We start from the raw sequence: 14,485 nt of genomic DNA on the forward strand, positions 1-14,485 counted from the left end.
CTGAACGCCTTGTCTGACCATGTCAAAGGACATTGGCCGGTCCTAAATTCTTCGCTGAGGCCGGTTTTTCTGAAGTTTGCCTTCGAAAAGACCGGTCTCGTCTTGCCCGCCGAAGCGGGCGTCCGGGACGCCAAAGGTCGCGGTCCCCGCGCGCCTTTCGAGCCCCGATGAAACCCTATGGGCATTGGCCCTGTCCTTAGCATAAGTTCGAATAATTAAGACAATTTATAGCCTTGCCGGAAAGGAAACGGAAAACGATGGCTTCCCCGACCACGAAGGACGCACGACGCACCTTTGCCGTCTTCGGCGCATCGGTGGCCGCGCCGCGCCTGGAGCCGGGGCTCTATGTGGTCTCAACGCCCATCGGCAATCTCGGCGACATCACGCTGCGCGCCCTGCAGACGCTGACCGGCGCCGATGTCATCGCCTGCGAGGACACGCGCGTCTCGCGCGTCCTCACCAACCACTACGCCATCGACACGCGGCTCCTTGCCTATCACGACCACAACGCGGAAAAGCAGCGCCCGAAGCTGCTGCAGATGCTGGCCGACGGCGCCGCCGTCGCGCTCATTTCCGACGCCGGCACGCCGCTGATTTCCGATCCCGGCCTGAAGCTGGTGGCCGAAAGCCTCGATGCCGGCCACCGGGTGGTGCCGATCCCCGGCGCCTCGGCGCTCCTTGCCGCGACGGTTGCGGCGGGGCTCGCCACCGACACGGTGCTCTTTGCCGGCTTCCTTCCCAACAAGGGCGGCCCGCGCCAGCGCCGCATCGAGGCGCTGGCGGGCATTCCGGCAAGCCTCGTCTTTTACGAATCGCCGAATCGCCTCGCGGCAGGGCTCAAAGACCTCGCCGAGGTGCTCGGCGCCGACCGGCCTGCCGCCGTCGCCCGCGAACTGACCAAGAAATTCGAGACCGTGCGGCGGGGGACCCTCGGCGACCTCGCCGAAGGCTACGCCGGCGAATCGGTGAAGGGCGAGATCGTCATCGTCGTCGCCCCGCCGGGCGAGATCGCCGAGACGGAGATCGACATCGATGCCGCCCTTGCCGAGGCGCTGTCGCGCAGCGGTGCCTCGGCCGCGGCCGGCGAGGTCGCCAAGGCCACCGGCCGCGACCGCCGCATGCTCTACAAGCGCGCCGTGGAACTGAAGGCCGCGGCGACCGGCGGCGAGGGAGCCTCGTGACGTCGGAAGCAAAAGACACTGGCAAGCGCCGCGCCGCCTTCCGCCGCGGGCTCTCGGCCGAGGCCATCGCCGCCATGTTCCTGCGCGTCAAGGGCTACCGCATCCTTGCCCGCCGCTTCCGCTCCGGCCGTGGCGAGATCGACCTCGTCGCCAGGCGCGGCGACACCGTCGCCTTCGTCGAGGTCAAGGCGCGCAGCACCGCCGAGGCCGCCATCGAGGCGGTCGATGCCCGCACCCGCGCGCGCATCGCCGCCGCCGCCAATGCCTGGATCGCCCGCCAGCCGGACGACCCGGCAGCGACCTATCGCTTCGACGTGGTGCTGATCGTGCCGGGCCGCCTGCCGGTTCACCTCGTCAACGCCTTTGAGGGTGCCTGACGGGGCGACAGGGCAGGCATGCGGCCATGGACAAACGGGCCGCAAGCGCACATATCAACGAACGACCGACTGCCCTCCCCAGGAGCTTCCCGAAAAATGTCGCTTACCGTCGCCTTCCAGATGGACCACATCTCCGGCATCAAGATTGCCGGCGATTCCACCTTTGCCCTGATGCTGGAGGCCGAGGCCCGCGGCCATCGCCTGTTCCACTACACGGTCGACACCATGGCCATGTGGAACGGCAAGGTGACGGCAGTCGCCGAGCCCGTCTCGGTGCGCGACGTCGCCGGCGACCACTACACGCTCGGGGCCGGCGAGCGCGTGGAGCTGTCAACCTTCGACGTCATCCACATGCGCCAGGACCCGCCCTTCGACCTCGCCTATATCTCCGCCACCCACATGCTGGAGCGCATCCACCCGGAAACGCTGGTGGTCAACGATCCGGTGGAAGTCCGCAACGCACCGGAAAAGCTGTTCGTCGTCGATTTCGCCGACCTGATGCCGCCGACGCTGATCACCCGCGACCGCAGCGCCATCAAGGCGTTCCGCGAGGAGCATGGCGAGGTCGTCATCAAGCCGCTCTACGGCCATGGCGGCAACGCCGTCTTCCGACTCCATCCCGACGACCAGAACTACGGCTCGCTGATCAGCCTGTTCGAGGGGCTCTATCCGGAGCCTTGGGTGATCCAGCGCTATCTGAGCGAGGTCCGCGCCGGCGACAAGCGCATCCTCCTCGTCGACGGCGAATTCGCCGGCGCCGTCAACCGCATCCCGGCCGACGACGACCTGCGCTCCAACATGGTGCAGGGCGGCCAGGCGATCGCCACCGAGCTGACGCCGCGCGAACGCGAGATCTGCGAGCGCCTCGGCCCCGAACTGAAGAAGCGCGGGCTCATCTTCGTCGGCATCGACGTCATCGGCGACTACCTGACGGAGATCAACGTCACCTCGCCGACCGGCATCCGCTCGGTGAAGAAACTCTCCGGCATCGACGTTGCCGCGATGATCTGGGACTCCATCGAGAAGCGCCGCGGCTGACAGAGTTCGCAGAGACCGCGATGCGAATGGATTGAATCCCGTTTATTCTGTGAATCCGACTTTCCGGAAATCGGCTTGAATCGTGCGGGCGCGTGCGAGTTTGCGCACCCATGCCCACCTACTCCGCGTCATTGCCGGGCTTGACCCGGCAATCCATGAGGCCTTTGATTTCAACAAGATAGTCCGGTATCTGCCGCGCCGCATCATGGACCACCGGGTCAAGCCCGGTGGTGACGCAGAGTGTTAGGATGCCGACGTGCGAAAGCCTCTACCGGACAGCCGTGGGCGAATCTGGGTGGCGACCCGAAGCGATTGAAATTGCACGCGCGAACCCTCCGACCAGCACCCCCTCAAACCCCAATCAAACCCTTTGCGAACCACAGCGCCAGCGCCACCGTGACGACGGCAATCACGGTGGAAACGAGGATCGCGGCCGACACCCGCCTGGCGCCGACGCCGTATTGCTCGGCGATGACGAAGACGTTGCCGGCGACCGGCATCGCCGCCACCACCGTGCCGACCGCGACCTTTTCCGCCGAAAGCCCGAAACCGGAAAGCATCAGATAGGCAACGACCGGATGGACGATGAGCTTCAAGAGACTCATCAGAAAAATGCCGGGGAGATCGCCCCGAAGCTGCCGCCCGGCGAGCGACAGGCCGAGCGCAAAGAGCGCGGTCGGTCCCGCCGCCCCGCCGAGGAACTCCACGAACCGCTCGAGCGCGGCCGGAATGCCGATCCCGGTCGCCGATAGCAACACGCCGGCGACGATGGAGACGAGGAACGGATTGAACACCATCCCGCGCGCCACCCGCTTGGCCGTTGCGGAAAGCTCGTTGCTGCCGCGCGAGACCTCGATGAGGCCGATGGAAAGCGGGATGAGGACGACGAGGTCGATGATGAGGGCAGCAGCGACAGACCCGATGCCGGAGGGCCCGAATGCAACCAGGACAAGCGGCAGGGCGAGAAACCCCACATTGCCGACGGCGGACGCCTGACCCGAGATCGCCGCGCTGGCGAGCCCTTTCATGCCGGCGAACCGCGCTCCGAGGGCGCCGAGGGCGAAAAGCAAAAGGCCCGCGCTGATCCAGGCGGCAAGGAATGTTCCGTCGAGCAGAACCGACACCGGCTGCCTGGCCAGTGCGCCGACGATCAGCGCCGGCATCGAAAAATAGAACACGAAGGTGTTGAGATGCGGGATGCCGGCCGGCGGGATCAGCCGCCGCGCGCCGGCGAGATAGCCGAGCCCGATGACCGCAAAGAACGGCACCGTCAGGCTGAAAAAGACCTCCACCGAACCGTTCTCCCTCCGCCCCGTCTGCCGCCCCTCCTTCGCCTATCGCGTGTTTTCCCCGCCGCGGTCAAGGCACCGGTTGCGCGTGGCCGGCGGCGTCCGCGCCGGTGCCGTCCGCCTACGATCCGGATTTGTTCTCTTATTGTTCTTGACTTCGCCAAAAGGTTGTGGCTGAGTTGTAAAAGGGAAGGGTGAGGCGATGGTCAGTCACGTCACGACGGTAGCGTTCCAGGGGATCGAGGCGGTCCCGGTCGACGTCCAGGTGCAGATCGGCCCCGGCGTCGTCGCCTTCACCATCGTCGGCCTGCCGGACAAGGCGGTGGCCGAAAGCCGCGAGCGCGTGCGCTCCGCGCTCATTGCTTCCGGGCTCGCGCTGCCGGCAAAACGCATCACCGTCAATCTCGCCCCCGCCGACCTGCCCAAGGAAGGTAGCCACTACGACCTGCCCATCGCGCTCTGCCTGATGGCGGCGATGGGCGCCGTTCCGGCCGATCAGCTCGCCGGCTTTTCTGTGCTGGGGGAACTCGCCCTCGACGGCACCATCACGCCCGTTGCCGGCGTGCTGCCGGCAGCGATGGGCGCCAACGGCGCCGGCAAGGGGCTGATCTGCCCGGCCGAAAGCGGGCCGGAGGCGGCCTGGGCGAGCGCCGACATGGAGATCGTCGCCGCCCGCAGCCTCATCGGCCTTGCCAACCATTTCAAGGGAACCCAGGTGCTCTCCCGCCCGGAGCCGAAGATCCGGTCCGAGGGCGCGCTGCTGCCGGACCTTGCCGACATCAAGGGCCAGGAGAGTGCCAAGCGGGCCCTCGAAGTCGCTGCCGCCGGCGGCCACAACCTTTTGATGATCGGCCCGCCCGGCGCCGGCAAGTCGATGCTCGCCGCAAGGCTCCCCTCCCTTTTGCCGCCGCTGCAACCGCGCGAGCTTCTGGAAGTGGCGATGATCAATTCCATCGCCGGCAGCCTTTCCGATGGCCGGTTGTCGACCGCCCGGCCGTTCCGCGCGCCGCACCATTCTGCGTCTATGGCCGCGCTCGTCGGTGGCGGGCTAAGGGCCCGGCCGGGCGAGGTCTCGCTCGCCCATAACGGGGTGCTCTTTCTCGATGAGTTGCCGGAGTTCACGCCCCAGGTGCTCGATTCCCTGCGCCAGCCGCTGGAGACCGGCGAGACGGTGATCGCCCGTGCCAACCACCGGGTCACCTATCCCTCGCGCTTCCAGTTGATAGCCGCCATGAACCCCTGCCGCTGCGGCTATGCCGGCGAGCCGGGCCACACCTGCCGGCGCGGTACCCGCTGCGCCGCCGACTACCAGGCGCGCATTTCCGGGCCGCTGATCGACCGCATCGACCTGCGCGTCGAGGTGCCGGCCGTCACCGCCGGCGATCTCATCGCCCCGGCCTTGAGCGAGCCCTCCGCCGCCGTTGCCGAGCGGGTCGCTGCGGCCCGCGACATCCAGCGCGAGCGTTTCGCCGACCTCGGCCTTGCGGTTTCCACCAACGCCCAGTGCGCGCCCTCGGTCATCGAGCGCATCGCCGAGCCCGACGCCGGCGGCCGGACCCTCCTCGGCGAGGCCGCCGATGCCTTCCACCTGTCGGCCCGCGGCTACCACCGGGTGCTGAAGCTTGCCCGCACCCTTGCCGATCTCGACGGATCGGAGCGGGTCGGCCGCATCCACCTTGCCGAAGCGCTCAGCTACCGCGGCGCCGCAACGGCGCTGGCCAGCGCCGCCTGAGCCGGCCGGGCGGGCGCCGGTCAGGGCTCCTATGGGACCCAAAAATCAGCAGAAACGCAGTCGTTTCCGTCGCTGTTCTATTGCGTCAAGCCTTTCGCAATTCTCTTTCGGCATACTCCGGATCAGGACGCCAGCGTTCGACGCGTCCGCCCCCGCGTTCCGGAGTACCCCATGCCCCTGCCGCTGTTTTCCGCCGATGACGACAGGACCGCGCCCCATCGGCGCATCCTTGCAGGGGTCGTCGTGCCCGTCCTCGCCTTTGCCGCGTCCGCACTCCTCGTCGTCGGAGCCGTCTTCGTCACCGCGCCCGCGGTATTGTCGGTGGCCTTCGTCGTCCTTGCCGCGATCGCCGGCACCGTCGGCGGCCTCGGCCTCGTCACGCCAAGGCTCGACGCGCTTTCCACCAGCCGCCGCGAGACCATGGAGGACGCGACGCGCTTGCGGGAGCGGGTTGAGAGCCTTGCCGACGAGGTCTGGGGCCTGCGCGAGGACCTGGAACGCCACCGCAGCGTCATCGATTCCGTCGGCGACGTCGTCATCCGCCGCGACGGCGCCGGGCGCATCGTCTTCGTCAACGACGTCTTTGCCCGCACCTTCGGCATCGACGCGGAGGCCGCCATCGGTGGTCCGCTGGAGTTGCTGCCCCAGGCGGAGGAAAAGCACGAGACCCTGCAGGACGGCGAGCGCCGGGTGAAGCTGGCGACCGTCGCCGGCCCGCGCTGGTTCACCTGGATCGACGCGCCGGTGCGCTCGCCCGACGGCCAGCTTCTCCTGCAGTCGGTGATCCGCGACGTTACCGAGAGCATCGAGGCGGAGCGCGCCCTCATCGTCGCCCGCGACCAGGCCGAGGCCGCGAACCGCGCCAAGTCCCGCTTCGTCGCCATGGTCAGCCACGAGATCCGCACGCCCCTCAACGGCATCCTCGGCATGGCCGGCCTCCTGATGGACACCAGGCTCACCGCCGAACAGACCACCTATGCCCGCGCCGTGCGCACCTCCGGCGATGCGCTGCTGTCGCTGATCGACGACGTCCTCGACTTCTCCAAGATCGAGGCCGGCCGGCTCGACCTTGCCCCCGCCGAAACCGACATCCGCGGCCTGGTCGAGGAACTTGCGGAGTTGGTCGCCCCGCGCGCGCAGGCCAAGGGCATCGAGATCGCCACCCACATCGCCCCAAACGTGCCCGCGCGGGCAATGCTCGATGCGGCGCGGCTGCGCCAGGTGCTCCTCAACCTTGCCGGCAACGCGATCAAATTCACCGAGATCGGCGGCGTCGCCATCGAGGTCGCGGCGGCTAAGACGTCAAGCGACGACAGCGCCCAGATTCGACTCTCCGTCCGCGACACCGGCATCGGCATGTCGCCGGAACAGACCGCCCGGGTCTTCAAGGAGTTCGAGCAGGCCGATCACGGTCCGAGCCGACGCTTCGGCGGCACCGGCCTCGGCCTTGCCATTTCGCGCCGCCTCGTCGGGCTGATGGGCGGGCGCATTTCAGTGGAAAGTGCGCTTGGGCACGGCTCGACCTTTTCCTTCGCGCTCACCGTGCCGGTGGTGGAAGCCGCCCGGCCCGGGCGCGACCTTTCCGGCATCCGCGTCGCGATCCTCGCCGACGGCCCGGTCGAAGGCGCTTTGATGGCAAAGAGTCTGGAAGACCTCGGCGCCGCGGTCCTCAACGGCGGTGCTCCGGCGGCCTTCACCGATGCCTCCGGCATCGATGTCGTGCTCATCGACGCCGCCTGCCGGGACGGCGTGGAGGCCGCGCTCGCCGGGCTGCAGCGGGAAGGCATCGCGGCCCCGACGGTCGTCCTCCTTGCCCCGACTGAGCGACCCGACCTGCCGAAATACCGCGCCGCCGGCGCCGGCGCCTATCTCGTCAAGCCGATTCGCGCCGGCTCGCTCGCCAAGATCGTCGGCGGGCTTGCCCGCGGCGAGGTCGATGTCGGCATGATGGCGGAAGAAACGGCGCTGAGCGCGCCCGCCGCCCAGCGCAGCCTCGACGTCCTGCTTGCCGAGGACAACGAGATCAACCAGCTCCTGACCCGCGCCGGCCTGGAACGCCTCGGTCACAGCGTCACAGCCGTCGACAATGGCGAGGCGGCCGTCACCGCTGTGGAGGCCGCGATTGCCGGAACGGGAAGGCCCGTCGACCTGGTCCTCATGGACCTGCACATGCCGGGCATCGACGGCTTCGAGGCGATCCGCCGCATCCGCGCCCTGGAGGAAAAAGCGGGAACGGAGCGCCGTCCGATCCTGGCGCTGACGGCCGATACCATGGCCGAGACGGAGGAGGCCTGCCGCGCCGCCGGCGCCGACCGCCGTCTCATCAAGCCGCTCGACAGCGACCGCCTCGCCGAGGCGATCGCAGCCGAGATCGACCGCGATCGGGCATTCGGCCGGACCGGCTGACAACCGTCACATACGACGTATACGTCCATAGTATACAATGTATAATATAGCTGGACGGAACGCATCCCGGGTCCGTGGCAGTGAAGCCTGGCGCGCGGATTCCGGTAAGGTCCGCTGTCCGCCAAAAGGTGAATTCCGGGTCGGGATTCGACCCGGATGCACCCCGGTTGAAAGGGGCCGGCGCCCGGTTTCGGGCCGCCGATGCATCAAAAGACCGCAGTGCGATTCGCTTTTGCAATAACGGCCGATGTCGGGAATAGCTCGCCATTGCGTCCGTTTCCGCTATCATATCATTGTCATACAAGCGTCGGAAAACTATCGTTTAGCTGTCGTCCTACGAAGGTGGGCCGGAGAGTTCCGAATACGGCAGCCATCACTGCGAGGGAGAGGCCGTCGATGAAGTTTCGCAATCGGCGGCAGAAAAGAGGCCAGATGAAGGGCTCCGAAAAGCAGCCGCAAAGGAGCGGCGTTCGACGTTTTACACCGATCGGAAAACGCCCGGTCACCGGCAGTCGCTGGATCCCGGGGCTGCGCAGCCCGACCGGAAGGATCCTGCCGGGCGCCCGCGCCGCGGCTGCACCGACGCTCGGCAAGATCGGCTCGCTGGAGGTGCGCCTGGCGCGCTCCTGGGGCGAGATCAAGATCGCCCAGCAGCTCCGCTACCACGTCTTCTACGAGGAGATGTCCGCCGTCGCCGACGCCCAGACGCTCGCGACAAGGCGCGACAGCGACAGCTTCGACAATTTCTGCGACCACCTCCTGGTGCTCGACCACGACATCAAGGTCAAGACCAAGGCGCTCGGCCGCAAGAAGCCGCAGGTCGTCGGCACCTATCGCCTGTTGCGCCAGGAAGTGGCGGAGATGAACGGCGGCTTCTACACCGCCGACGAGTTCGATCTGCAGCCGCTGCTCGACCGCAAGCCGGACCTCAATTTCATGGAACTCGGCCGCTCCTGCGTGCTGAAGCCCTACCGCAACAAGCGCACCATGGAGCTGCTCTGGCACGGCATCTGGGCCTATGTGCTGATGAACAAGATCGACGCCATGATCGGCTGCGCCAGCCTGGAAGGCACCGATCCGAACCGGCTCGCCCTGCCGCTCTCCTTCCTGCACCACAACTTCCTGGCACCGGAGGAGTGGCGCGTCCGCGCGCTCGACGAGCGCTACACGGAAATGAACCGGATCCCCAAGGAAGAGCTCGACGGCCGCGCCGCGCTGCACGCCCTGCCGCCGCTCATCAAGGGCTATCTCCGGCTCGGCGCGATGATCGGCGACGGCGCGGTGATCGACCACCAGTTCGGCACCGTCGACGCCCTCATCATCATGCCGGTCTCCGAGCTCAACCCGCGCTACGTCAACTACTACGGCGCCGACGCGAGCCGACACAAGGCGCAGAGTTAGGCGGCTAAGGAAGTCTGGGTTGTTCGGTGCCGAGGCCGTTGGCCTTGGTGACTGGCCAATCAGGACGCGGGTTTGCTCCCGCGTGATAATGCCTCTCATGCGTCATTGCCGGGCTTGACCCGGCAATCCATAGGGTATTGATTCCGAACGCAAAAGTCGATGCGAATGGACAGGCCTCATGGACCGCCGGGTCGAGCCCGGTGGTGACGCGGCGTGAGTGGATGCCGGAGTGCGCTAGCCGCTAGCAGGACGGCTGTGGTCAGGTTCCGGATTGGCGCAAGAGCGGCAAGGGGACACCGCGCCTCACCCCATCTCCACGAACGCCCGCGCCAGCCAATGGGCGATTGCCAGCGGATGCGGCGCCTTGAGCCCGTCCGGATGCGCGCCGTCGAGCATGGCCGCGATTTCGGCGCGGTCGAACCAGCGCGCGTCTTCCAGCTCTTCCGGATCGATGGTGATCTCGGTGCTGGTCGCCTCGGCAAAGCAGCCGAGCATCAGCGTCGAGGGGAACGGCCAGGGCTGGCTGGCGTGGTAGACGACCCGGCCGACCGTGATGCCGGCCTCCTCCAGGATCTCCCGGCGCACGGCCGCCTCGATGGTCTCGCCCGGCTCCACATAGCCGGCAAGCGCGGAGTACATGCCCTCGGGGAATTGCGGCTGTCGGCCGAAGAGGGCGCGGGTCCCGTCGATCGCCATCATGATGACGACCGGATCTGTGCGCGGGAAATGGTGGGCGCCGCAGGACGCGCAGTCGCGCCGCCAGCCGCCGGGGGCGGGCGCCGATGTCTCGCCGCAGCGGGCGCAGAAGCCGTGGCTCTCGTGCCAGAGCGTCAGCGAGCGCGCCTCGGCAAGCGCGCCGACGATGCCGGCTGCAAGCGTGCCGGAGCTGGCAAGGGCGCGGAAATCGGCGACCTCGATGGAGCCGGCCCCGTCCGCCATGACGATGCCGGCAACGACGCTCCCGGGCAAAAGACGGCCGGCGAAGCGTGGCCGGTACGCCTCAAGGCCGAGAAAGACGAGGCTCTCGGGATCGAGCCCGAGTGTGTCCGCCGCCGTGCGGTCGAACTGCACCGCGTCGGCACCGTCTTTCGAGCGGTCGACGACGGCGCTCCCCTTGTCGAAGAGATAGATCCGCATGTCGGACCGGGCGGTCTGGGCGTCGATCCAGGCCGGGTCCTCCCGGCGGTCGGCGACACGGTCCAGGTCGTTGCCGCAAAAGCCCGGCAGCAGCGAGGCCTCGCGGTCGGGAAAGACGAGCCCCTTCATCGGCCGGCGTCCGCAAGGGTGGAGGCAAGCTTGGCGATGAGCTGCGATTTCTCCTCCGGCGCATAGGGCCGCGCCGGCACCTTGCCCCAGACCGGCCCCGGCCAGGCCGCATCCCCCCTGAAGCGGGCGATGACGTGGATATGGAGCTGCGGCACCATGTTGCCGAGCGCGCCCACATTGAGCTTGTCGCAGCCGGTCACAGCTCGAAGCGCCGTCTCGGCCGCCGCGATCTCGTCCATGAGAAGGAGCCGGTCGTCGCGCGAAAGGTCGATCAGTTCCACCGCGTCAGGCACTCGTGGCACCAGCAGCAGCCAGGGATAGGTGGCGTCGTCCATCAGCCGCACGGTGGAAAGCTCAAGGTCGGTGACCGGGCTGCTGTCGGCATCAAGCTGGGGATGGAGAGAAAAGGCGTCGGTCATGAAAGGGAGGCTCCGGTTGGAGCCGGGACATTACCCGAGTCGTCCGGCCGACGGGACGTCCTGCAAACGAAAACCGGTGCCGACCCGAGGGGGGAGGAAGGGAAGGCACCGGTTCCGCGTCGAAGCGGGCGTTACGCCGCTGCGATCTTGTGCAGGAAGTCGCTGACGGCCATGCGCAGATTGTTGGCCTGGCCGGCGGCTTCCCGGGCGAGCTGTTCGACCTGGTCGGCCGACTGGTTGGTCTCCGCGACCCGTTCCATGACGCCGCTCATGTTCTGGGCGACGCGCAGGGTTCCGGAGGCGGCCTCGCCGGCGTTGCGCGAGATCTCGTTGGTCGCCGCGCCCTGCTCCTCGACCGCCGCGGCGATCGACGAGGTATAGCCGTTGACGTCGACCATGGTTTTGGCGATGCCCTCGATGGCCTCGACCGCTTCGCGGGTCGATTCCTGGACGAAGGCGATCTGCGAGCCGATTTCCTCGGTCGCCTTGGCGGTCTGGTTGGCGAGCGTCTTGACCTCGGAGGCAACGACCGCAAAGCCCTTGCCCATCTCGCCCGCGCGGGCTGCCTCGATGGTCGCGTTGAGGGCGAGGAGGTTGGTCTGCTCGGCGATGTCCTGGATCAGGTTGACCACGTCGCCGATCTTCTGGGCCGCCTCGGCCAGCGCCGCGACCTTCTCGTTCGCCGCCTCGGTGGAGGAGGTGGCGAGGTCGACGATCTGGTTGGTGCGGCCGACCTGGCTGGAAATCTCCGAGATCGATGCGGCCAGCTCTTCGGAGGCTGCGGCGACGGTCTGGACGTTGTTGGAGGCCTCGTCGGAGGCGCCGGCCGCGCCCGTCGCCTGCGTCGAGGTGCTCTCGGCGATGCCGGCAAGGGCCTTGGCCGAATTCTGCACCTGGTCCATGTACTGTCCGACGGCGGCGAGCGCTTCCTCGCTGGAGCCCTGGAAGATCTGGATCAGTTCCTCGACCCGGCGCTGGCGCTCCAGGCGGCGGTTCTGCTCCGCATCCTGCTTTTCGCGCAGGGCCTGGCGCTCCACGGCGTTGTCACGGAAGACGACGACCGTGTCGGCCATCTCCTTGATGTCCGGCGGCATGTGCGCGTCGTCGAGCTCGATATCGGTGCGCCCGTCGGCAAGCTGCAGCATGGCGGTCTTGATGCGGCCGAGCGGGTTGTTGATCGAGCGCGAGATCATCACGGCGAGGAAGCCGACCGCACCGAGAATGGCCAGCGCCAGGGCGCCGACAAACAGCACGGCATTGAAGATCTTGGCGTTGAGCTCGTCGATATAGACGCCGGTGCCGATGACGTAGCCCCACGGCGCGAACAGCCGCGCATAGGACTCTTTCGGGAACGACTGGTCCGCCGGCTCGCCGGGTTTCGCCCAGTAGTAGGTGTAGAAGCCCGAGCCGCCGTTTTGGCGGACGACGTCGTTGATGCCGCTGGTGACCGGATTGCCCTTTGCGTCCTTCACGCTCGACATGTCCTTGCCGTTCAGCGCCGGATTGATCGGATGGGCGACCATGACGTTGTCGAGGTCCTGGATGAAGATATAGCCGTCGCTGCCGTACCGCATCGCCATGACGGCGTCGATGGCCTGCTTCTTGGCGGTGTCCTCCGTCATCTCGCCGGCTTCGGCGCGCTTGGCGTAGCTCTCGACGATGGAATAGGCGTTCTGGACATAGTTCGAGAGTCCGGTACGCGTCTGCGCGATGATCTCAGATCGGTAGGACAGGGCGAACACGACGATGAGCGCAATCAGCCCGACGGACACAATGCCCAATTGTCCGAGCAGGCGCTGGCGGATGGTGAGGTTCATTTTTCTTGATCTCCAAACCCAACGGTTGGCCAATTTAGCCTTTTAACTGATTAAAGAAGGCTAAAAAGCGCGCGAAAAACATCGTACTTTAGGGGAAAAGCCTTATTTTTTCTCCGTCGGCGAAGTAAAGATAGTATACTAATGGTTGCATGCGTAAGAGTTCTATCCAAATTCGAGGTCTTTCGGCCGTTCTTCTGTATACAGTGGATTCTTGCCGATACCGTACAAAGGTCAACAGGGTTGCCGTTCTTGTCGAAGGCGTCCGCCGTCGTTCGGCGCGCCCGGCGCCGGCGCACACCGTTCCGGTAGGTCAGCGGCGAAAACTCCGTCGCACCGTTCCCGGCCGCAGGGCCGCGTCGCCGCGGCCAAGACGACTTGCACGCGGGCACCGAAACTGCCATATCGGGAGCGGGAGGTTGGCTGTGGACGTGCCACTCGCCAACCGGGTCAGGTCCGGAAGGAAGCAGCCCTAACGAGATCGGTTCGGGTCACTGTTCAGCCTCCCACCCGCCCGCTGCCAGGGGATGGCGGCCGCGCCGCAGACCAGTTCGCGGAGGCGGCGTGGGCATTGAGGTCCGCCCGGAAAGGCGCCGGCAAGGGCGCCCCGGGCGAGGCGAGCGGTGATGACAGCGGCATGGACGGCACCTCTCAGACGGACGGCGCCCCTCCCACGGAAGGTGCCCCTTCGCCCGAATCCGGAGCCTCCGGCGCCGGGAGCGCCGGCGCCTATCGCGTGCTCGCCCGCAAATACCGCCCGGAGACCTTCGAGGAACTGATCGGCCAGGCGCCGATGGTCCGCACCCTTTCCAACGCCTTCGAGACCGGCCGCATCGCCCAGGCCTGGATGCTCACCGGCGTGCGCGGCGTCGGCAAGACGACGACCGCCCGCATCCTCGCCCGCGCCCTCAACTACGAGATCGCCGGCAAGATCGACCAGCCGACCATCCACATGCCCGAATTCGGCGAGCATTGCACCGCCATCATGGAAGGCCGCCATGTCGACGTGGTGGAGATGGACGCCGCCTCCCACACCGGCATCGCCGATATCCGCGAGATCATCGAGCAGGTGCGCTACCGGCCGGTCTCGGCGCGCTACAAGGTCTACATCATCGACGAGGTGCACATGCTCTCCGCGGCGGCCTTCAACGGCCTGCTGAAGACGCTGGAAGAGCCGCCGGAGCATGTGAAGTTCGTTTTCGCCACCACCGAGATCCGCAAGGTGCCGGTGACGGTGCTGTCGCGCTGCCAACGCTTCGACCTGCGCCGCATCGACGCCGACCTCCTGGTCGAACACATGGCCAAGATCGCCGCGGCGGAGAACGTCGCGGTCGTCCCGGAGGCGCTGACCCTGATCGCCCGCGCCGCCGAGGGCTCGGCGCGCGATTCGCTCTCCCTGCTCGACCAGGCGATCGCCCATGCCGGCGGCAGCATCCGCACCGAGGACGTGCGCGACATGCTCGGCCTTGCCGACCGCGCCCGCGTCATCGACCTGTTCGCCAGGCTGATGGCCGGCGACGTCGCCGGAGCCCTCGCCGAACTGGACAGCCAGTATGAGGTCG

The 14,485-nt window shown here is 67.2% G+C and carries 11 protein-coding genes and 1 other RNA gene; 8 read left to right on the forward strand and 4 right to left on the reverse strand.

What is annotated here, in order from left to right; genetic code table 11:
- Positions 1-257 precede the first annotated feature (257 nt).
- From rsmI to gshB, 3 genes are all read left to right on the forward strand, one after another.
- Entirely contained in the window at positions 258-1,181 is a 924-nt protein-coding gene (gene rsmI / locus CH339_RS11350) for a 16S rRNA (cytidine(1402)-2'-O)-methyltransferase (RefSeq protein ID WP_111434466.1), read from the forward strand.
- Positions 1,178-1,558, forward strand: a complete 381-nt coding sequence (locus CH339_RS11355) for a YraN family protein (RefSeq protein ID WP_111434467.1) — start codon at positions 1,178-1,180, stop codon at positions 1,556-1,558. The genes rsmI and CH339_RS11355 overlap by 4 nt, the downstream gene beginning before the upstream one ends.
- A 96-nt stretch (positions 1,559-1,654) precedes the next feature.
- A complete protein-coding gene (gene gshB, locus CH339_RS11360) occupies positions 1,655-2,596 on the forward strand; it encodes a glutathione synthase (protein ID WP_111434468.1) in 942 nt (313 codons plus the stop codon).
- Between the two features lie 350 nt (positions 2,597-2,946).
- Here the strand turns inward: gshB and CH339_RS11365 are convergent, their stop codons facing one another.
- Positions 2,947-3,888, reverse strand: a complete 942-nt coding sequence (locus CH339_RS11365; RefSeq protein ID WP_111434469.1) for an AEC family transporter — start codon at positions 3,886-3,888, stop codon at positions 2,947-2,949.
- 199 nt (positions 3,889-4,087) lie between these two features.
- On the opposite strand from CH339_RS11365, the gene CH339_RS11370 reads away from it, so the two are divergent.
- The 3 genes from CH339_RS11370 (at position 4,088) to olsB (ending at position 9,424) form a co-directional block, all read left to right on the forward strand.
- On the forward strand, positions 4,088-5,617 hold the full coding sequence (locus CH339_RS11370; protein ID WP_111434470.1) for a YifB family Mg chelatase-like AAA ATPase: 1,530 nt from the start codon (positions 4,088-4,090) through the stop codon (positions 5,615-5,617).
- Positions 5,618-5,788: 171 nt separating this feature from the next.
- Positions 5,789-8,023, forward strand: a complete 2,235-nt coding sequence (locus CH339_RS11375; RefSeq protein WP_111434471.1) for a PAS domain-containing hybrid sensor histidine kinase/response regulator — start codon at positions 5,789-5,791, stop codon at positions 8,021-8,023.
- Positions 8,024-8,419: 396 nt separating this feature from the next.
- The gene (gene olsB, locus CH339_RS11380) at positions 8,420-9,424 is read left to right on the forward strand and encodes a l-ornithine N(alpha)-acyltransferase (RefSeq protein WP_244669047.1); all 1,005 of its coding nucleotides are present in this window, start codon (positions 8,420-8,422) and stop codon (positions 9,422-9,424) included.
- Positions 9,425-9,727: 303 nt separating this feature from the next.
- On the opposite strand, the gene nudC is transcribed toward olsB, so the two are convergent.
- The 3 genes from nudC to CH339_RS11395 all read right to left on the reverse strand — a co-directional run bounded on the left by nudC (position 9,728) and on the right by CH339_RS11395 (position 12,926).
- Positions 9,728-10,690, reverse strand: a complete 963-nt coding sequence (gene nudC, locus CH339_RS11385; protein WP_111434473.1) for an NAD(+) diphosphatase — start codon at positions 10,688-10,690, stop codon at positions 9,728-9,730.
- A complete protein-coding gene (locus CH339_RS11390) occupies positions 10,687-11,109 on the reverse strand; it encodes an HIT family protein (RefSeq protein ID WP_111434474.1) in 423 nt (140 codons plus the stop codon). The genes nudC and CH339_RS11390 overlap by 4 nt, the downstream gene beginning before the upstream one ends.
- Positions 11,110-11,240: 131 nt before the next feature.
- Positions 11,241-12,926: a methyl-accepting chemotaxis protein gene (locus CH339_RS11395; RefSeq protein WP_111434475.1), complete on the reverse strand. Its 1,686-nt coding sequence runs from the start codon at positions 12,924-12,926 to the stop codon at positions 11,241-11,243.
- A 410-nt stretch (positions 12,927-13,336) separates the two neighbouring features.
- On the opposite strand from CH339_RS11395, the gene ffs reads away from it, so the two are divergent.
- Both ffs and dnaX read left to right on the forward strand, forming a co-directional pair.
- Positions 13,337-13,434, forward strand: an RNA gene (gene ffs / locus CH339_RS11400) — signal recognition particle sRNA small type.
- A gap of 126 nt (positions 13,435-13,560) precedes the next feature.
- Positions 13,561-14,485, forward strand: a 925-nt coding sequence (gene dnaX, locus CH339_RS11405) for a DNA polymerase III subunit gamma/tau (RefSeq protein WP_111434488.1), incomplete at its 3' end; no start/stop codon positions are given.

Origin of the sequence: Rhodobium orientis (genome assembly GCF_003258835.1) — a bacterium.
Taxonomy (GTDB): domain Bacteria; phylum Pseudomonadota; class Alphaproteobacteria; order Rhizobiales; family Rhodobiaceae; genus Rhodobium; species Rhodobium orientis.